The sequence below is a fragment of the Mesorhizobium sp. M0029 genome (genome assembly GCF_040323735.1).
In the GTDB taxonomy this organism is placed as follows: Bacteria; Pseudomonadota; Alphaproteobacteria; order Rhizobiales; family Rhizobiaceae; genus Mesorhizobium.
In genome coordinates, this window is the sequence record NZ_JAMYVF010000011.1 from 119,235 (window position 1) to 137,795 (window position 18,561).

17 protein-coding genes and 1 pseudogene are annotated in these 18,561 nt (G+C 61.8%); 12 read left to right on the forward strand and 6 right to left on the reverse strand.

What is annotated here, in order from left to right:
- Positions 1-23: 23 nt before the first annotated feature.
- The 3 genes and pseudogenes from NKJ76_RS19270 to NKJ76_RS19280 form a co-directional block, all read left to right on the forward strand.
- Positions 24-1,604 (forward strand): annotated as a pseudogene (locus NKJ76_RS19270) (zinc-binding metallopeptidase family protein); the annotation flags it as partial.
- A 39-nt stretch (positions 1,605-1,643) separates the two neighbouring features.
- Entirely contained in the window at positions 1,644-2,576 is a 933-nt protein-coding gene (locus tag NKJ76_RS19275; RefSeq protein ID WP_023711883.1) for a dimethylarginine dimethylaminohydrolase family protein, read from the forward strand.
- 376 nt (positions 2,577-2,952) lie between these two features.
- The gene (locus NKJ76_RS19280) at positions 2,953-3,105 is read left to right on the forward strand and encodes a hypothetical protein (RefSeq protein ID WP_352538122.1); all 153 of its coding nucleotides are present in this window, start codon (positions 2,953-2,955) and stop codon (positions 3,103-3,105) included.
- An 84-nt stretch (positions 3,106-3,189) separates the two neighbouring features.
- Here the strand turns inward: NKJ76_RS19280 and NKJ76_RS19285 are convergent, their stop codons facing one another.
- Entirely contained in the window at positions 3,190-3,612 is a 423-nt protein-coding gene (locus tag NKJ76_RS19285; protein WP_023705211.1) for a hypothetical protein, read from the reverse strand.
- 130 nt (positions 3,613-3,742) lie between these two features.
- A complete protein-coding gene (locus NKJ76_RS19290; protein ID WP_352538123.1) occupies positions 3,743-4,294 on the reverse strand; it encodes a cytochrome c in 552 nt (183 codons plus the stop codon).
- A gap of 538 nt (positions 4,295-4,832) precedes the next feature.
- Between NKJ76_RS19290 and NKJ76_RS19295 the strand changes: the two genes are divergently transcribed.
- The 9 genes from NKJ76_RS19295 to NKJ76_RS19335 all read left to right on the forward strand — a co-directional run bounded on the left by NKJ76_RS19295 (position 4,833) and on the right by NKJ76_RS19335 (position 15,207).
- Complete coding sequence (locus tag NKJ76_RS19295; protein ID WP_352538124.1) at positions 4,833-6,338, forward strand: DUF2778 domain-containing protein; 1,506 nt, start codon at positions 4,833-4,835, stop codon at positions 6,336-6,338.
- Between the two features lie 158 nt (positions 6,339-6,496).
- Complete coding sequence (locus NKJ76_RS19300) at positions 6,497-7,282, forward strand: ThuA domain-containing protein (protein WP_023738662.1); 786 nt, start codon at positions 6,497-6,499, stop codon at positions 7,280-7,282.
- Positions 7,283-7,385: 103 nt separating this feature from the next.
- Positions 7,386-8,444, forward strand: coding sequence for a Gfo/Idh/MocA family protein (locus tag NKJ76_RS19305; RefSeq protein WP_023738663.1), 1,059 nt, complete (start codon positions 7,386-7,388; stop codon positions 8,442-8,444).
- 21 nt (positions 8,445-8,465) lie between these two features.
- Complete coding sequence (locus NKJ76_RS19310) at positions 8,466-8,867, forward strand: GFA family protein (RefSeq protein WP_023689042.1); 402 nt, start codon at positions 8,466-8,468, stop codon at positions 8,865-8,867.
- A gap of 196 nt (positions 8,868-9,063) precedes the next feature.
- A complete protein-coding gene (locus tag NKJ76_RS19315; RefSeq protein ID WP_023670314.1) occupies positions 9,064-9,729 on the forward strand; it encodes a hypothetical protein in 666 nt (221 codons plus the stop codon).
- 7 nt (positions 9,730-9,736) lie between these two features.
- Entirely contained in the window at positions 9,737-12,415 is a 2,679-nt protein-coding gene (locus NKJ76_RS19320; RefSeq protein ID WP_031204239.1) for an OmpA family protein, read from the forward strand.
- An 11-nt stretch (positions 12,416-12,426) separates the two neighbouring features.
- Positions 12,427-12,921, forward strand: coding sequence for a Rab family GTPase (locus tag NKJ76_RS19325; protein WP_023670316.1), 495 nt, complete (start codon positions 12,427-12,429; stop codon positions 12,919-12,921).
- 3 nt (positions 12,922-12,924) lie between these two features.
- Positions 12,925-13,995 (forward strand): adenylate/guanylate cyclase domain-containing protein, encoded by a 1,071-nt coding sequence (locus NKJ76_RS19330; RefSeq protein WP_352538125.1) that lies wholly within the window; start codon positions 12,925-12,927, stop codon positions 13,993-13,995.
- A gap of 144 nt (positions 13,996-14,139) precedes the next feature.
- Complete coding sequence (locus tag NKJ76_RS19335; protein WP_023684786.1) at positions 14,140-15,207, forward strand: cyclic nucleotide-gated potassium channel; 1,068 nt, start codon at positions 14,140-14,142, stop codon at positions 15,205-15,207.
- A 209-nt stretch (positions 15,208-15,416) separates the two neighbouring features.
- Here the strand turns inward: NKJ76_RS19335 and NKJ76_RS19340 are convergent, their stop codons facing one another.
- The 4 genes from NKJ76_RS19340 to NKJ76_RS19355 all read right to left on the reverse strand — a co-directional run bounded on the left by NKJ76_RS19340 (position 15,417) and on the right by NKJ76_RS19355 (position 18,469).
- The gene (locus NKJ76_RS19340) at positions 15,417-16,145 is read right to left on the reverse strand and encodes an amino acid ABC transporter ATP-binding protein (RefSeq protein ID WP_023670319.1); all 729 of its coding nucleotides are present in this window, start codon (positions 16,143-16,145) and stop codon (positions 15,417-15,419) included.
- A 71-nt stretch (positions 16,146-16,216) separates the two neighbouring features.
- Complete coding sequence (locus NKJ76_RS19345) at positions 16,217-16,891, reverse strand: amino acid ABC transporter permease (RefSeq protein ID WP_023684787.1); 675 nt, start codon at positions 16,889-16,891, stop codon at positions 16,217-16,219.
- Positions 16,888-17,565: an amino acid ABC transporter permease gene (locus tag NKJ76_RS19350; RefSeq protein WP_352538126.1), complete on the reverse strand. Its 678-nt coding sequence runs from the start codon at positions 17,563-17,565 to the stop codon at positions 16,888-16,890. Before NKJ76_RS19350 ends, NKJ76_RS19345 begins: the two co-directional genes overlap by 4 nt.
- 115 nt (positions 17,566-17,680) lie before the next feature.
- Positions 17,681-18,469, reverse strand: a complete 789-nt coding sequence (locus tag NKJ76_RS19355; RefSeq protein ID WP_352538127.1) for an ABC transporter substrate-binding protein — start codon at positions 18,467-18,469, stop codon at positions 17,681-17,683.
- Between the last annotated feature and the right edge of the window lie 92 nt (positions 18,470-18,561).

Here is an 18,561-nt window from a genome sequence, read left to right on the forward strand (position 1 = left end):
GCTTCACTGCTTTCTTGGGCCGCATGGAGAAACCGGTGACGACCTCGGCGCAAGCCACCGCGCTTGCCTGTCTCGATAGCATCCAGCCGTCGCTGTCGGCGTGGACGCGCACCATTTTCGATTTCGGCGAAACAGCCTGGCGCGAATACCAGTCGGCGGCCTGGTATGTCGCGCGGCTGAAGCATGAGGGCTTTTCGGTCGAGGAAGGGTCGGCCGGCATGCCGACCGCCTTTTGCGCCCACTGGACGAATGGCCCGGGGCCGACCATCGGCATGTACGGCGAATACGACGCCGTGCCCGGCAACTGCCAGGACGCGGCAACGGTGAAGCGATCGCGGCCGGGCCTTGGCGTCGAGGCCGGCGGCCACACCGATCCGCATTCCGGGCTCGGCATTGCCGGCCTCGGCGGACTTCTCGCCGCCAAGGCGGCAATGCAACGCCACGGCATCGAGGGGACGCTGCGCTTCACCGGCGAGCCGGCCGAGAAGGTCAGGGGCTCGAAGCCGATCCATGCGGCCAAGGGCTACTATGACGGCCTTGCCGGTATGATCTCCTTCCACCCCTTCTATATGCTGCCGCTCTGCAACACGGCGCGCTGGGACACGCATTGCGGCGCCGCCTACGCGATGATCTACCGTTTTGTCTGCGACGAACCCGAAAACTGGGTTCGCGCAAGCGATGGCGCGCCGATCCCGCAGGCGCATTCGGCGGTGCGGGCGCCCGGCGCCAATGACGCGCTGATGACGATGTACATGACCTCCAAGGCGCTGCGCGATTCCATGCTGCCTCACCAGGGCGGCTGGTCGATCAGCGAGGCGATCCTCACCGCCGGGCAGGCGACCGCCGACAATCTGCCGGCGGGGCTGGCCGAGATCCAGTACATGATCCGCGTGCCGACCATTGCCATGGCAGAGCAGGTCACCGCGGTGCTCGACCGTAATGCGGCCGCGGCCGCGGCGATCAGCGGTTGTCGCTATGAGCGCCATTGGGTGTCGAAGTCGAGGCCGGGCCTCGCCAATCACGCCATGGCGGGGATTGCCTATGAGGCGCTGTCCACCGTTGGCGCTCCAAGCTGGGACGAGGCGGCGAAAGCGATCGGTCGCGAGGTCCAGGTCAATGCCGGCGGCACCGCGACCGACAACCCTTTCATCGACGAGATGGAGCGGCTGGTTGCGCCGCAAGAGGCCGAGGCAATCCTGCGCCGCGATTTGCCTCCGTCGCAGATCAACTCGACCTCCGACGACTACACCGACATGTCGTGGCACACGCCGACCGCACGCTTCTATGTCGCCCGCCCGGCGCTGCGCTCGGCGAATGGCCATGCCTATCCATCCTGGGCGATGAACGCGCTGGGCGGTATCTCGGCCACCATCGACCCGATGGTCATTTGCGCCGCCAAGACGGTTGCGCTTGCAGCCCTCCGCCTGCTCGAGGACAAGTCCGCGCGTGATGCAGCCATGGACGAATTCGTCACCCGCACCGGCGGCGGCATTGGTGGCTCCAACTGGATCGCGCCGCTTTGCGACTATGACCTTCCGATCAATTTCCGCTGGCCGGAATATGTCACCACCGCGCGCGGACGCGATTGGTGGATTCCGAGCAGCCAATCAATCAAGCTGCATAGTCAAATCGAGGAGAACCTTATGACCGTCCATGATCGCATCATCGCCGAACCGTTCTCGCTGCAGCGCCGCAATCCCGCCGGCGGCACCAAGCCGCTGACATCATGGGGCTTTGCCAACGAGACCGACGTGCTGACAGACGTGTTGCTCGGCTCGCCAAACTTCCTGCGCCACCTCTCGACCAGCTCGCTCTCGCGCAAGCATTTGCGCGAAGCGCCCTGCAACGTTCAGATCGCCCAGGCGCAGCACAAGGACCTCGTCGCCGCCTATGAGCATTTCGGCGTCAACATCCACTGGCACGAGCCGACGCCGGAACTGCCGATGCAGGTCTATTCCAGAGACTCCAGCGTCATGACGCCCTACGGCGCCTTCATCACCGCCATGGCCAATTGGTGGCGGCGCGGCGAGAACTATGCCGCCATCCGCACCTATGAAAAGCTCGGCATCCCCATCTACGACATGGTCACGGCTGGCACCTTCGAAGGCGGCGACTTCAACGTCATCGAGGAGGGCGTGGTGCTGATCGGCTGCGGCGGCGCCCGCACGCAGGAAGAGGGCGCCCGTCAGGTGCAGGACTGGTTCGAAAAGGAAGGCTGGGAAACGCGCCTCGCCTTCATCGACGAATATTACGTCCATATCGACCTGATGGTGGTGCCGATCGCCGAAAAACTCACCGCGGTGTGTCTCGCCTGCACCGAGCCCGGCATCGTCGACTGGCTGAAGGGCAAGGGCCACGAGATCATCGACGTGCCGTTCCAGGACACGATGGCGCTCGGCTGCAACTTCATGTCGCTTGGCAAGGACAGGGTGATCGCGCCGACGTCGAGCCAGTCGCTGATCGGCCAGCTCAAAGCGCGCGGCTTCGAGGTTGCTGCCGTCGACATGAGCGAGATTTCCAAGACCGGCGGCGGCATTCACTGCATGGCGCAGGCGCTCAAGCGCGAGCCGGCGTAAGGGCACGAATTGCCGCCGGGACCTGTGACGGACTGCTGCCAGATTTGACAAAACAGGCCTGGCAGAGGAAATTGATGCCATTAGAGGAGGGATTCTGTGAAGAAAACTTACGAAAAGCCGAGTCTGGCCAAAGCCGGCAAACTCGGATCGCTGGTCGCTTCAAACCCGTCGAAGCCCGCCCCCTGAGCGCAACCAGCCGCTGAAGGCCGAAATTCGGTCGTCCTGGTTACCGACGACCGGATCGCGCTGTATGATTGAAGGCAGCCCGCCGGCGCGCATCGCCTGGCCGGCTGCTCCGGCTCGTGGCGCTCGATCGCCTCGAACACCGCCTGGTGGCCGGCAAAACTCCTGCGGGTTTCGATCTCCGTATGGCCACGTGGATGCGCTGATTGATCAGCCATTCGACCTAGCCGATGGTTTTAAAACCAAGCCAGCTTCCCCAAAAGATAATGCCCAACAAAGCCATAGCGCCGAAGACCGCATGCGCGCCGTTCCCGCCCGCCCGGCGATCAGGGAGTGGCTGGCGTGAGATGGCCGCGCTGACGACGGAATGAGATCGCCTCGTCTGGCCGGCCGGACTCGCGACGGCGTGGTCCGGCCGGAATTCGATCTGCTATGCGGGTATCAATATGGCGATGCGATGCACGCCGACCTCCTTGCTTGTATTCGTCGCTTCGTCGGTCTTGCCCTTGGAGCAGGTGTACATATCACCCGTCTTGAGCTTGAATTCCTTGTCCGCTTTCTTGATCGTGAATGCACCTGAGGTAATGGTGCACACCATGTCGTTGTCCATCACGGTTTGAGGAGCATGTGCTCCGGGCTGAAACACAACGTCGATAATTGCGATGCTCTTGTAGGCGGGAATGTCTGCATTGCCGGTGCCGACCTCCACCACCCTGACACCGGGCGCAATCTCCTTGCCCTCTTTCGGGCCGTATTTCTTGATTTTTGCCGATGCCGCCAAGGTGAACAAAGGCGCTACCGCGGCGGTCGTCAGACCGAGGGCAATTGCAGACCTGCGATTCATGGTTTTCATTGCATCCTCCCGATGCTCGTCATGCATGGATATGCACGACCGGCGATATATTAGCACAAACGAATTTACTTGTATGCAAAGTGACTGTGGCGCAGGCCAGCAAGAAAATGCTCCGCCGGATAATGTCGCTTCACTGTACCTTTTGCCGGAATTTCGAATGACAGGTCGAGCAATCCTGCAGGATGAGATGCAGGATATGCTCCGCCGGCAGTTTGGTCGGATCGGCTTCCTCTGGAATCGAGCGCTTGCCGAGCAGGCTGCCGCCGCCCATCGCCAGGCCGGTGCCCATGCGCATGTCATCGGTGATGACGGCCGGCGCGCTTTCGGCCTTGGCGGCCAGAGCGTCGGCCAGCGTTCCGATATGATTTGCCAGGGCCTCGAATTCGGCCCGTGACTGATCGATCTCCAGCCTGGCCTGCGAAGGCGGTCCAAGCGAGCCGCTCGGAAATTCGGCAATCAGGGCAGGGCCGGTGCGCGCGCGCAGCGTGTCCGCTGCCGCCTTGAAGGCTGCCGCGTCATAGGCTTGCCTGCGGTCGAACATGCCGGCAATGGTTTTCGCAGCCGCCGCCATCTCCTTCATCGACGCCTGGCGGGCCGTGACGATCGGTCCGCTGCCGACGGAGGCGCCCATCCTAAGGGCACAGACCAGCCACAGCAGCGCCGCTTTCACAGTCCATCTCACGGCGCCATGTCCTTGCCCCATCCATCCGTGCTCAGCCAGCCGCAGCAGGGGTTCGACCTGCAGTCGGATTCTTCGGTCGTGATGCCGGTTCTCATCGGTAAATTCCGTCGCCGGAGGTCTCCGTCTCTGAGCAGATAGACCTTCCAGCCACCGGAAGGTCAACTGATTGAGAAGGCCGATCAGCGGGCAATCAGCACAGGCTTGCAGCAGGCTGACGCAGCGTTTCCTTGACTTGGATCGCAAAAACGGGCAGCAAGGCGGGGGTGAGGGAGAGCATTCTACCGTGGCGCAGACCATGGAGTGCTCTTTTTTTCGTATCAGGCGCCGCATAATCGGTGGCTGATGGAGGGATTGGTTAACCAACTTTGTCCATCTTTTGATTCAATCGGCAACAGACGCGAAAGGTGCAGGGGGCACCAGCGAACTGTGGATGTCACGGATGCGAGGGTCGCAAGCCTGCATGCCGATTGAGAGTGGTTGTATGGCGTTTTTGCGTTTGAAAGACCGGGGCGACACTCCTGAACGGGGTTTGACTTCGATGAGATCCGGCCAGCGCTGGGTGGTGGTGCCGGTTGTCGGCGCGGCCTTGGCGCTGTGGTCCGTGGCAACCATGGCCGGCCTCTATTCGCTCGGCGCCTCCCTCACCGCAGCCTCCAACAGCCTTCCGCACAGTCTGCTTCTGCCGAACGCAGCACTTGCCGATTCGCGCCGCAGCCTCGCCAATTCGTGGGCGCCGCGGCTTTCGGCGCAAAAATCACAGGCCTCGCTGCTCAGCCAATGCGACGCCGGCTGCGCGCATGCCGCCGCGAACTTCGCGCATGACGGCAAGATGGCGCGGCTGAAGCCGGCCACGCACGCTGTGGCCCCGAGCAGTGTCGCCTCAAACATTGCGCCAAACACCAGCGTCGCTCTCGCCACTTCGCGCGGCATGCGCTTCGACGGCGTGGTGGCCAAGGCAGGGCTGTCGCCGCAAAAGCTGGCTGCCGCCTTCGCCAAGGCCTCGAATGCGCCCTTCATGCTTGCCAGCCTTCCGGTCGCTGCCCGTTTCGCCGAAGTCCGGCTGCCCGATCAGCATGGCCCGGCCTCGGAACGCTTTGGGCCGGAAGTGGCTGAGATCGAACGCTCGTCGCGCCTGGCGCTGGCGCTGGCCAACAGCTTGCCGGAAGACGCTGACATGCTGGCCCCGCCGCCGGCCGTTGAAGCAATCGCCGGAGGGCAGGATCCTGAGCAGGCCGAGGTTCAGGTCGCTTCGCTGCCGCCGCAGGACGATCTGCCCGACAACATTGCGTTGCCCGGTTGGCGTCCACGCGCCGAAACCGCTCAGCCTGCCGAGGCTCGGCAAGCCAGCAAGCCCAGGGCAGCCAAGCCACAGACCGACAGGACGCCCGAGAGCCCCGCACCCCAGTCGCCGGGCAATTCGTCGCCGCGCTCGCCACGCAGTACTTCGGAGGTCGCCGCACTGCCTGGCGTGCCAGACAGCCAGAGCATCCGATCAAGCCGGATCAAGCCTGGCAAACGGTCGAAGACACAGGCCGGCGAGATGCTGGCCTATGCCAAGCCGGACGTCCCGGCGGGCGGTGTCGGTCGCGCCTTCAAGGATCTGTTCGCCACGCCCGGAATGGGCGGCGGCGTCGCCGTGTACGATATCTCGGCCAAGACCGTCTATATGCCGGACGGCTCGCGGCTGGAGGCCCATTCGGGGCTGGGTTCGATGGTCGACCAGCCGCGCTTCGTGCACAAGAAGAATGTCGGCCCGACGCCGCCCAACACCTATGATCTGCGTCTTCGAGAATCCCGCTTCCATGGCGTCGAGGCGCTCCGTCTCACTCCCGTCAGCGGCGGCAACAAGTACGGTCGCGACGGCCTGCTCGCCCACACCTACATGCTGCGCGGCGGCCGTGCGGAGTCCAATGGCTGCGTCGTCTTCAAGGACTACGCCCGCTTCCTTGCCGCCTACAAGAAAGGCAAGATCAAGCGCCTCGTCGTCGTGCCGCGCCTGACCAAGCCGCTGACGCGGGTCGCTCAGGAAGGCCGGGGAGCGTAAGGCAGTAGGCAGTAGGCAGTAGGCAGTAGGGCCCAGGAGCGTCCATCGCCTTTCCTTGTTTTTCTGCCCCTATTGCCTATTCCCCACTGCCTATTCCCTTTTGACCCCCAGGCAGATTATGACTGACCCCTGCGGGTCGGCTTCACCACGAGGACATCATGACAATACGCGCTGTCGTTTGGGGCGAGAACATCCATGAGCGGACCAATGAGGTGGTCGCAGCCCTCTATCCCGAGGGCATGCACACGACCATCGCCAAGGCGCTGAATGCCGACGAGGCGATCTCCGCCTCGACCGCCACGCTCGAACAGCCCGAGCATGGCCTGCCCGAGGCGCGCTTGGCCGAGACCGACGTGCTGGTCTGGTGGGGCCACAAGGACCATGGCGCCGTCGCCGACGAGATCGTCGAGCGCGTCGCCCGCCGGGTCTTTGAAGGCATGGGGCTGATCGTTCTCCATTCCGGCCATTTCTCGAAAATCTTCAAGCGGCTGATGGGCACGCCCTGCACGCTGAAATGGCGCGAGGCGGGTGAGCGCGAGCGGCTCTGGGCGACCAGTCCCAGCCATCCGATCGCCGAAGGCGTCGGCGAATATTTCGAGCTCGAGAATGAAGAAATGTATGGCGAGCAGTTCGCCGTGCCCGAACCGCTGGAGACCGTCTTCATCTCCTGGTTCCAGGGCGGCGAGGTGTTCCGTTCTGGACTGACCTATCGCCGCGGCGCCGGCAATGTCTTCTACTTCCGCCCGGGCCACGAGACCTATCCGACCTATCACGACGCCAATGTGCACAAGGTGCTGCGCAATGCGGTTAAGTGGGCGCACAATCCGCAGGGCACCAAGTCGGCGATCCTTGAGGCGCCGAACGTGCCGGTCGAAAAGGCGCTGGAGCCGATCGTCGAGCGCGGCGGCAAGCTGCACGTTTCGGGCGAGGCCGGCTACCGCTAAAGCAAAGTCCAGGAAAAAAGGCGTAGCGGCTTTCCGCATGGGTTTCCTAGACCGTATCTGCGCCATATGATTGAATCGAACCAATTCGCTCGGAGTGCAGAGAATGCGGCTTTTGATACTGGGTACCGGCTGGATGGCGCAGGAGCATGCCCGCCGTTTCGGCGGCGTCGACGGCGTCGAGATCGTCGGTGCTGTCGACGTCGATGAAAAGCGCGTGGGCGAATTCGCCGACGGGTTCAAGATATCGAAGCGATTCACATCGCTGGAAGACGCGCTGGCGTGGGGCGAGTTCGATGCGGTCGCCAACGTCACGCCGGACCGCATTCACCACCCGACCACCATGGCGTTGATCGCGGCCGGCAAGCCGGTGCTGTGCGAAAAGCCGCTGGCCGAAGACTTCGGCAAGGCAAGCGAGATGGCCAACGCGGCTGAGGCAGCCGGCATCGTCAACATGGTCAACCTCACCTATCGCAATGTCGCTGCCTTGCAGAAGGCGCGACAGATGGTGCTGGCCGGCGAGATCGGCACCGTCCGCCACGTCGAGTCCTCCTATTTGCAGAGCTGGCTGGTGTCGAAATTCTGGGGCGACTGGCGCACCGACCCGAAATGGCTGTGGCGGCTGTCGCGTGACCACGGCTCCAACGGCGTGCTCGGCGATGTCGGCATCCACATCCTCGATTTCGCCAGCTATGGCGCCGCACTCGACATCGACCACGTGTTTTGCCGGCTGCGCACCTTCGACAAGGCGCCAGGCAACCGCATCGGCGAATACGACCTCGACGCCAATGACAGCTTCGCCATGACGCTGGATTTCTCCAACGGCGCCTTTGGCGTCGTTCACGCCAGCCGCTGGGCGACCGGCCACATCAACGAATTGCGCCTGCGCATCTATGGCGACAAGGGCGGCATCGAAGTCGTGCACAATCTCGAGGGTTCGGAACTGAAGGCGTGTGTCGGCGAGGATATCGAGAACGCCAAATGGCAGGTGCTCGACGCCGGCACGGTGCCGACCAATTACCAGCGCTTCGTCGATGCGGTTCGCAGCGGCGTGCAGGCCGAGCCTTCATTCCACCATGCCGCCGAACTGCAGAAGGTGCTGGATCTGGCCATGGTTTCGGAACAGAAGCGGACGGAACTGAGGGCCAGCGCCGATACGCAGTGATGTGAAGGGGAGGGAGAAACTATGGTCTCGCGCCGCGCGCAATGTCTCTGCGGCCAGCTTTCAGCCGTCTGTTCGGGCGAGCCGGTGCGCATCTCGGTCTGTCATTGCCTCGACTGCAAGCGCCGCACCGGCAGCGCCTTCAGCTACAATGTCCGGTTTGCGCAAGCTGATGTATCGATCGAGGGACGGGCGAAGCAGTTCACGCGCACCGGCGACGAGGGCGGCCGCGTCATCTACAATTTCTGCCCGGAGTGCGGCGCCGCCGTCCACTATCGCATCGACACGCAGCCCGGTGTGATCGCCATTCCCGTCGGCGCCTTCGCCGACCCGTCGTTCCCGCCGCCATTTCAGTCTTTTTACCACGAAAGCCGGCGCTGTGAGTGGGTCGAGATCAATGCCGAGCCGCTGGCGACGTTCGACTGAAGGCCGCTTTTTGGATACCCGGAACCGTCCGCACGCTCCGCGCCTTTAAGAGGGCATCGCCCCTGATTGCCATTGCCGGGCCGTTAGCCATCGCGCTCGGCTGCCCCATGAATAGGCATAAGTCAAGACGAATCCGGCTTGCGGCCCGATTGCTGACATGCTTACCTGACGGCATGTGTTCAATGGGGGTATATGGATGGCTAAGGAATCTTCGAATTCCGCTTCTTCAGAAAAGAAGGCGGACGTAAATCTGATAGGTAACACAGAAGGAAACGGGCTGAACTTCATGGGAGTTCAGGCTCGCGAAAACGGAACCGCCGGCGACGCCGTCGGTGTCGACAAGATCCGTGACCTGCTGTTCGGCAACCAGATGCAGGACTATGACCGCCGTTTTTCCAAGCTTGAAGAACGGGTGTTGCAGCGCTTCAAGGATGTCGAGTCCGAGGCCAAGCGCAATCTCGAAATGTACGAGTCGAATGCAAAGAAGCAGATCGATTCGCTTGCAGGGCAATTGCGGAGCGAAAAAGATTCACGAGCCGATGCCGACAAGGAGATCGACCGGAATCTTCGCGAGCAAAACCAGGCTCTTGAAAAGCAGGTGCGCACGTTGTCGGATCAGTTGAGCGCGCTCGAGCGCGACGTTTCGGACCGGATAAATCGAAACGATCATTTGCTGCGTGAGGAAATCAAGCAGAAGAATGAAGGCGTTCAGATGCTGATAGAGAAGATGTTTGCAGACCTCAGCAACGTCAAGACCGACCGAAATCTTTTGGCTGGCCTGTTTGTCGAGGTTGCAAAGTGTCTCAATCAGGATCCCGTCGGGAGCAAGAGCAACTCGGACCGCAGCTGGAAAGTGAGTTGATGGGACCTTGACGTCCACCGTCGACCCATTCAACCTTCCGCAAAGAACAGCCTCGAACGATACAGAGATTGATCGCGAGGCTCTGGCTCGTCTTTTGATCGAAATTGCCCGGAACGTTGATCCGGACTACCGTGCGCAGTTCGAGGCGGTTCCAACCGCCGATCCGCGCATGGAAACGCTGCGGCAGTTGCTGGTCAGCCGCGAAATCTCCGAGCTTTCACGCGTCACGCATCTGCTCGACGAACCCGAGCAGCTTGCGGCGGCCGTGGGCGACGTTCTTCCCAGTGCTGCCGGACGAGCGCCTTACGCGCAACTCGGCGAGGCGCTTGCGCCAGCTGTCGAACGGGCCGTGCAACGGTCGATCCAGAAGAGCCCGCGCACGCTGACGGACATATTGTACCCGGTGTTTCTGCCGGCAATTCGCAAGTCGATCGGCGAAAAGATCGACCAGACCTTTCAGTCGCTGAATGAAACTCTAAGGCACATATTCACCTGGCACGGGCTCAAGTGGAGACTTGAAGCCTGGAGAACAGGGGCAAGCTTCTCGGCAGTTGTTCTGAAGCATTCCCTTGTCTACCGTGTGGAACATGCCTTTCTCATTCATCGGAATTCCGGCCTTTTGATAGCGCATGTAACTGCCGACAATGCGACGAGCGAAGATCCTCAGCTCATTTCTTCGATGCTCAGTGCGATTCAGGATTTTGTAAAAGACTCATTTAACGAGAAAGAGCAGAGCGGCCTGGACACAATCCGTTTCGGCGAGCTTCGTCTCTGGTCGGAAGTTGGACCGTTTGCGACACTGGTTTCGGTGATCCGGGGAAATCCGCCGGAGGAATTGCATGAAATCGTTCGCGATGTGTTGCTTCGCATCCATGAGCAATCCTCAGAGGCTTTAGAGCAGTTCGACGGCGACGGTTCGCAGCTGGCCTCCGTAGAGGCGCAGTTGCAGACCTGCGTCGAGCTCAAGCAAGAGGAATCAAACGACGGATTTCCGTGGCTGGTGGCGGCCGTTGCCCTGTTGCTCTTGAGTCTGGCAGGCGGTTGGTACTTTCTTTCCTGGCAATCAGCGCAGCGCTGGCAGGCTTACGTGTCGCGCTGGCAGGCTTACGTGTCGCGAGTGGAGGCCCAGCCGGGCATCATCGTTGCCGAACAGCAGGTACGCGATGGCCAGTTCTATATTGCCGGCCTGAGGGACCCGCTTGCCGTCGACCCGCAGTCGCTGTTGTCAGGCACGGGAGTCGATCCGGCCGGGGTTCATCCGCAATGGCAATTTTATCAGAGCCTTGAGCCGGAGTTCGTGCTGAAGCGGCTGACGGCGTCGCTGGCTCCGCCGGATTCAGTGCGACTTTCGATTGTCGATGGCCGCATCGTCGCCGAGGGTGAGGCTCCCGACACCTGGATCAGCCGGGCGCGCGCGGCGGCCCAGCAGCTTTCGGCAGGCGGGCCGGTCTTCGATATCTCGGGGGTTCGTGACGTAAGTCCCCAAGTGCGCGAGGCGGAGCGCTGGCACGCCTATGTGTCGCGACTGGAGACCCAGCCGGGCATCATCGTTGCAGACCAAAAGATAAGCGACGGCCAATTCTATATCGCCGGCCTGCGAGACCCGCTTGGCGCCGATCCGCAGTCGCTGTTGTCGGGAACAGAGGTCGATCCCGCCCGGGTTCATGCGCAGTGGCAGTTCTATCAGAGCCTTGAGCCGGAGTTCGTGCTGAAGCGGCTGACGGCGTCACTGTATCCGCCGGATACAGTACGACTTTCGATCGTCGATGATCGCATCGTTGCCGAGGGTGAGGCTCCCGACACCTGGATCGATCGCGCGCGCGCAGCGGCCCGGCAGCTTTCGGCAGGCGGACCCGAATTCGACATCTCCAAGGTTCGTGACGTGAGCCCCGAAGCACGCGCGGCGGAGCACTGGCAGTATTATGTGTCGCGACTTGAGGCCCAATCGGGAATCATCGTCGCCCAACAAAGCGCGAGGGGCGGACATTTCTACATTTCCGGCTTGAGAGACCCGCTTGCCGCCGACCCGCAAGCCCTGCTCTCCGGAACGGACGTTGATCCTGCCCGCGTTCATGCACAGTGGCAATTCTATCAGAGTCTTGATCCGAAGTTTGTGGTGAAGCGGCTGACGGCGGCGCTGTCCCCGCCGAAAACCGTTCAGCTCTCGATCATCCAGGGTCGCATCGTGGCCGTGGGTGAGGCTCCTGCCGGCTGGATCAACCGCGCGCGGGCCGCCGCTGAACAACTTTCGGCGGACGGAGTGGTTCTGGATGTCTCGCAGCTGCGTGAGCTGAACCTTGCAGAACTTAATCATTTGCGGCAGGCGATCCAGACGACCGATATTTTCTTCTCTTCCGGCAAGGTTGTGCCGGGACCGGAGCAGACGCCGGTTCTCGACAGGTTGGCGGATCAAATAAAGGAATTCGCCCAGAGTGCCCGCAATTCCGGCGTAACGGCGCGGTTCATGTTGACCGGGCATTCGGACACCACGGGCCGTGAGACGGCCAACGCGTCGATCAGCGCCGCCCGCGCCGAGACAGTTCGTGCGCTTCTCAACAAGCGCGGCGTTGCTCCCGAACTGCTGCTGGTTCGGGGCGCGGGCACTTTTGAGCCGGCTGTACCTGAAAACAGTCTAACCGGTAGCTCCACCAATCGCCGGGTTTCGATTACGGTAAACCTGGACTAGCGGAGCCCAACATGTTGCAAAAAAAGATCTGCATGCTGGGCGGCTTCGCCGTCGGAAAGACGAGTCTGGTCCGCAGGTTTGTGCAGAGCATCTTCTCAGAAACCTACTTGACCACCGTCGGAGTGAAAATCGACAAGAAAAGCGTCGCGCTCCCGGACAAAACCGTGGATCTGATTTTGTGGGATTTGGCCGGCGAGGACGATATCGGCTCATTCCGCGTCAGCTATGTTCGAGGTGCAACCGGGCTCGTGCTAGTCGTCGATGGAACCCGCGCCGCTACTCTTGCCGTGGCACTCACGCTGCGCGAACGGGTCGAGGCCGAATTCGGCGCCATGCCGTTCGTATTGCTGTTCAACAAGTCCGATCTGGCCGATCGGTGGGCGATATCGGATGGTGAGATCAACGAGTTGAGGCAACGTGGATGGCAAATCTATCTAACAAGTGCGCTTTCGGGCGAGCAGGTCGATGACGCCTTTCGTCAACTTGCCTTGATGGTCACCAAATAGACCATGCATGAATTGCCAAAAGAAGTCAGAAATTGGTTTTTCAATTTCTTCTTCGACGGGCACGCTGTCGCTTATCTGAAAATCGACGCTGAGCTTTGCATAGCTGCCAAGGGCGGTAATGTTGAACATTACGGGCTGTCATCGCTTCGCATCGGCAAGCCTGTTGCGGGGCAGCTTGAATTCATGGAAGGTTTGCTGCCTTGCCCGGAGCTTCCGTTTCGCATGGACATGATCGAACTGCCCGGCGGGCGTGTCGCCGACCTTCATTTTTTTGCTGACAATGCGTGCGTGTGGCTGCTTTTTCTGGACGCCACTGCCGAACGAGACAACAGGCAGCGGCTTCAACAGAAGGCCTATGAAATGACGCTCCTGCAAGAGAGGGAGCGTCAACTCAACGAAAAATTGCAATCGACGAACGAGGCGTTGAGGAAGAGCCAGGAGGGATTGGCGCGTGAATATCAGCGCGCCGAAAACCTGCTCCTCAACATTCTCCCGGCCTCGATCGCGGAGCGATTGAAAGCGCAAAAGAAAATTGCCGACAACCACGCAGAGGTGAGTGTGCTTTTTGCCGACATCGTCGGTTTTACGGAACGAGCGCGCAGCGTCGGAGCGGTGACGACGCTCGCTATTTTAAACTACTTCTTCAAGGCGGCGGATCGGCTCTCTGAGCGATACGGCTGCGAAAAGATCAAAACAATTGGCGATTGTGTGATGGTGGTCGCCGGCCTGCCCACGGCGCGATCCGATCATGCAAAGGCCCTCACGCGCTATGCGATTGAGCTGCGCAAAGCGGTCAAGCGGGAACGCTTCGCAGGAGAACCGATAAGGCTGAGAATTGGAATTCACTCAGGACCGATCGTCGCCGGCGTCATAGGCAAGAGGCGGTTCGCCTATGACCTGTGGGGTGAGACCGTTAATCTCGCCTCACGTATTCAAACGTCCGCGGAGCCCGATGAAATCCGTATTTCCGATGCAACTTACCAACTGCTTGGACCGAAATTTGCTTGCGACCCACTCGATGAAACGGAATTGCGCGGTGCGGGTCGCGTGCGAATGTGGCGGCTCCCGAGCTGATCCGTCGCCTGCGGTGCGACCGTGGAGCGCCGATAGCGGCGCCCGAAAGCCATTGGCGTGACCTGATCTTGCGATCGCAAAGCACCCTTTGCGCTTGCCCGGAAGGCCTCTATTCTGGAGCACAGTGGCCGCTGGTGGGATAGAATGTCGGTACTGCCTTTCCTGAGAATCTACGCACCGCTAAATGCGGTGCTCGCTGCGCCTGGGCTTCTGGCGGTGGCTGCGCTCACGATGCCGAACATGTCCGGACGAAGCAGACTGGCTCTGGCTGCTGTGCTCGCTGTCATTTGGGCCGCCTATCTTCTGCAGATGGCCGAGACCCTGCTCAAGCGCTGGGCGGGAGACCTCAGGGACAGGACGCCGGCAATCGCGATCGATGTGCTCGCGGTTTTGGTTCCAGTCGCCGCATTTCTGCTCGACGGCACGCCCGACCGGAGCCTCTACTGTGCTGTCTGGCTGCTGAAGCCGCTGCGCGACTCGACCTTCTTCCCGCTGCTTGGCAGGGTTCTGGCCAACGAAGCGCGCAACCTGGTCGGCGTCACCACGGTCTTCGGCCTGGTTCTGTTCGGTGTCGCACTCGCGGCCTATGTCATCGAGCGCGACGTCCAACCGGAAAAGTTCGGCAGCATCCCCGAGACAATGTGGTGGGCGGTGGTCACGCTGTCCACTACCGGCTATGGCGACGACATTCCGCAAAGCTTCGCCGGCCGCGTCCTTGCCGGGGCTGTCATGATGTGTGGCATCGGCATCTTCGGGCTCTGGGCCGGCATTCTTGCCTCCGGCTTTTATCAAGAAGTCCGTCGCGAGGATTTTGTCCGCAATTGGCAATTGATTGCCGGCGTTCCGTTGTTTCAGAAGCTTGGCCCGGCCACGCTGGTCGAGATCGTGCGCGCGTTAAGACCCCGCACGGTGCCGGCGGGCGCCGTGATCTGCCGCAGCGGCGAGACCGGCGATCGGATGTTCTTCGTCGTGGAGGGCCGCGTCAGCGTCGCGACGCCGAACCCGGTGGAGCTTGGCCCTGGCGCCTTCTTCGGCGAGATGGCGCTGATCAGCGGCGAACCGCGTATGGCGACCGTCACTGCCGCAACTTCTGTCTCACTCCTGTCGCTGCACGCGGCGGATTTCCAGATGCTGTGCAGCAGCAGCCCGGAAATCGCGGAAATCATCCGCAGGACAGCGCTCGAGCGGCGCGGCGCGGCGCCGGTGGCTTGACCGTACAGCCGATGGTGGCCCGGCTGGAACTGGATGGTACGGCTCTATCGACCACGCGCGAAGGTTCTGGACGGCACGTGGAAGTTCCCAGAGGCGTAGCCGGAGACCTAAACGTAGCCGATCCACTCTACCGGCGGCTCGTTTTTTTGGCGCTGTGCGTCGACAGTTCCTGCCCCGCGGCCTTTCGGACGACCGGCTTTGGCTAAACTCTAATGCCTTAGAATCTTGCTTAGAAAAGCCCGGCTGCGGTCGGTCTTCGGGTCGGAGAAAAACGCCTCCGGCGTGCCGCTTTCGACGATGGCGCCCGCGTCCATGAACACCACGCGCTGCGCCACCTTGCGGGCAAAGCCCATTTCGTGCGTCACCACCATCATGGTCATGCCTTCCTCGGCCACCGCGACCATGACGTCGAGCACTTCGGAGATCATCTCGGGATCGAGCGCGGAGGTCGGCTCGTCGAACAGCATGATCTTGGGCCGCATGCCGAGGCAGCGCGCGATGGCCACACGCTGCTGCTGGCCGCCGGACAACTGTGACGGGTATGCATTGACCTTGTCAGCGAGGCCGACCTTGGCCAGCAAGTCGCGCCCGGCCTGCTCGGCCTCGGCGCGGGGGATCTTGCGCACATGGATCGGCGCCAGCGTGACGTTTTCCAGCGCCGTCTTGTGCGGGTAGAGGTTGAACGACTGGAAGACGAAGCCGATCTCGGTGCGCAACTGCGTCATGTTGGTGGCGGGGTCGCCGAGGCGCTGGCCGTCGACGACGAGGTCGCCATCCTTGATCGCTTCCAGGCCGTTGATGCAGCGGATCAGCGTCGACTTGCCCGAACCACTTGGGCCGCAGACGACGACCACTTCGCGCGGCTCGACGCTGAGCGTGATGTCCTTCAGCACATTGAGCGAGCCGAACCATTTGTTGACGCCGCGAAAGTCGATCATGCCCGTTTTGGTCAGGTTTGGTTTGGTCGGGCTCGGATTGGTCATGGCGGTCAGCCCTTTGGGGTTCGATGTCACAGCTGCACCTCGCCATGCGCCGCGCCCATGCGTCGCTCCAACCGGCGGGCGAGCATGATCAGCGGATAGCAGACGACGAAATAGCCGACGCCGACCAGGAAGAAGACCAGCAGGCCGTTGGGCACACGCTGCACCACAAGCCAGCCGACGCGGGTGAGGTCGGTCAGCCCGATCGCCGAGACGACGGAGGAATCCTTGATCAAGAGTACATATTGCCCGACCAGCGGCGGCAGCACGATGCGCATCGCCTGCGGCAGCACCACCTGGCGCATGCGTTGCCAGCGCGACAGGCCAGACGCCAGAGCTGCCTCAACCTGGCCGGTCGGCACCGAGCGGATGCCGGCGGCGACGATCTCGCAGATGAAGCACGCGGCGAGGTTGGTGAGCGCGATGATGCCGGCGGTGAAGGCATCGAGCTCGATGCCGAATTCCGGCAGGATGAAGAAGATCAGAAAGATCTGCACCAGGAACGGCGTGCCGCGGATCAGGTCGACCCAGGCCCCGATCACGCTCGAGATCAGCCGGTTGCCGCCGGTGCGCAATATGCCGAGGCCGAAGCCAAGCAGCGTGCCCAGCACCAGGCTGATCGCCGACAGCATCACGGTCATGCCAAGGCCGCGCAAGGCGAGGGGGTAGCTGCCGGCCAGGCTTTGCAGCTGTTGCCAGATCATGTGCTGCTCCTTGCCGGCTGCAGACCGAGCCACCGACTGGACAGCCCCGCCAGTCCTTTGAGGCAGTAATAGAGCAGCAGATAGAAGGCGGCGATGGTGAGAAAGCCTTCCGCCGGCATGAAGCGGTCGGACGCCAGCAACTGGCCGGCGCGCGTCAGTTCGGAAACCGAGATCAGCGACAAAAGCGCGGAATCCTTGACCAGCACGATCGCCTGGCCGAGCAGCGGCGGGATCGTCACCTTGAAGGCTTGCGGCAGGATGACCAGGCGCATGCGCTGGACATAGGTCATTCCCGAGGCGACGCCGGCCTCGACCTGGCCGCGCGGGATCGACAGGATGCCGGCGCGGATGATTTCCGCGACATAGGCGCCGCTGTTCAGCGACAAAGCGATGATGCCGACGACGAGCTCGGGCAGGACGAAGCCGAGACGCGGCAGGCCGAAATAGAGGAAGTAGAGCTGCGCCAGCAACGGCGTGGCGCGCACGGCATCGATATAGCCCTTGGCCAGCACGCGAAACAGCTGGCCGCGCTGCAGGTTCATGGCGGCGAGCACGATGCCGACGGCCAGCGCGCCGGCAAAGGACAGCGCCGACAGCCATACGGTCGTGATCAGACCCTGCCCGAACAAAGGCAGATATTCGATGATGGTGCGGAAGCTGAAATTTTCGAGCATGGCGGTGAATTGTGAATGGTGAATGGGCAGTAGTGAGTAGTGAGTAGTGAAGGGCGTCCGGAATGGCCATTCACCATTCACCACTTCCTACTCACTATTCCCTGCTTACCTCTGCTTAGTGATCCTTCTTCCAGGCGTCGGAATTGACCCAGTAGTCAAGGTTCTTCTGCAGGCGGCCGTCGATGCTGACCTGGTTGAGGAACAGGTTCATCCAGATCAACAGGTCCGGCTCGTCGTAGCGGGTGGCGAAGGCAAGCGGCTCCTTCGACAACAGGTCCGGCATGATGGTGAAGGTGCCGGCGGGATAGGCTGTCGACTGACCCTTGACCGCCGAGACGTCGTTGACGCCGCAATCGGCCTGGCCGTTGTTGACGGCGTCGAGCAGCAGCGGGCCGCCGCCCTTGTAGCTCTTGATGTCGGCATCCGGGAAGGCGTTCTTGGCTTCCTTTTCGCCGGTGGCGCCCAACAGCACGGCGATCTTGGTGCCCTTGGCCTTGCAGTCCTCGGTGGTCTTGAACTTGCTGTCGGCCTTGGTGAAGACCGTGCTGCCCGTATACATGTAGGGCGTGGTGAAGGCGACCTTCATGCCGCGCGCCAGCGTCGGCGTCATGTCGGCGACCAGCAGGTCGGCCTTGCCCGAAAGCAGCGCCGGGATCAGCCCATCCCAGTCATAGTCGAGGAAGGTGATCTTGACGCCCATCTCCTTGGCCATCAGCTCGGCGAGTTCGACCGAACTGCCGGTGCGCTCGCCGGCCGCGCCGACCAGCGAGAAGGGAGGTCCTTGCGTCTGTACCGCGACGCGCAGTTCGCCGCGCTTGGTGATCTCGTCGAGCGTTCCGGCACTGGAAGCAGCGGTCAGGCCCGCAAGCGCAAGTCCGGCGATGAAAAGTCTGGCAATCTTCATTTGGCATTCCTCCTGTTATCGTTGTTGTTCCACTTTGTTATTCCACCCTTTTGGTGTTTTTTGAGCGGCGGCACCGTTTTCCGGCGGCAGCC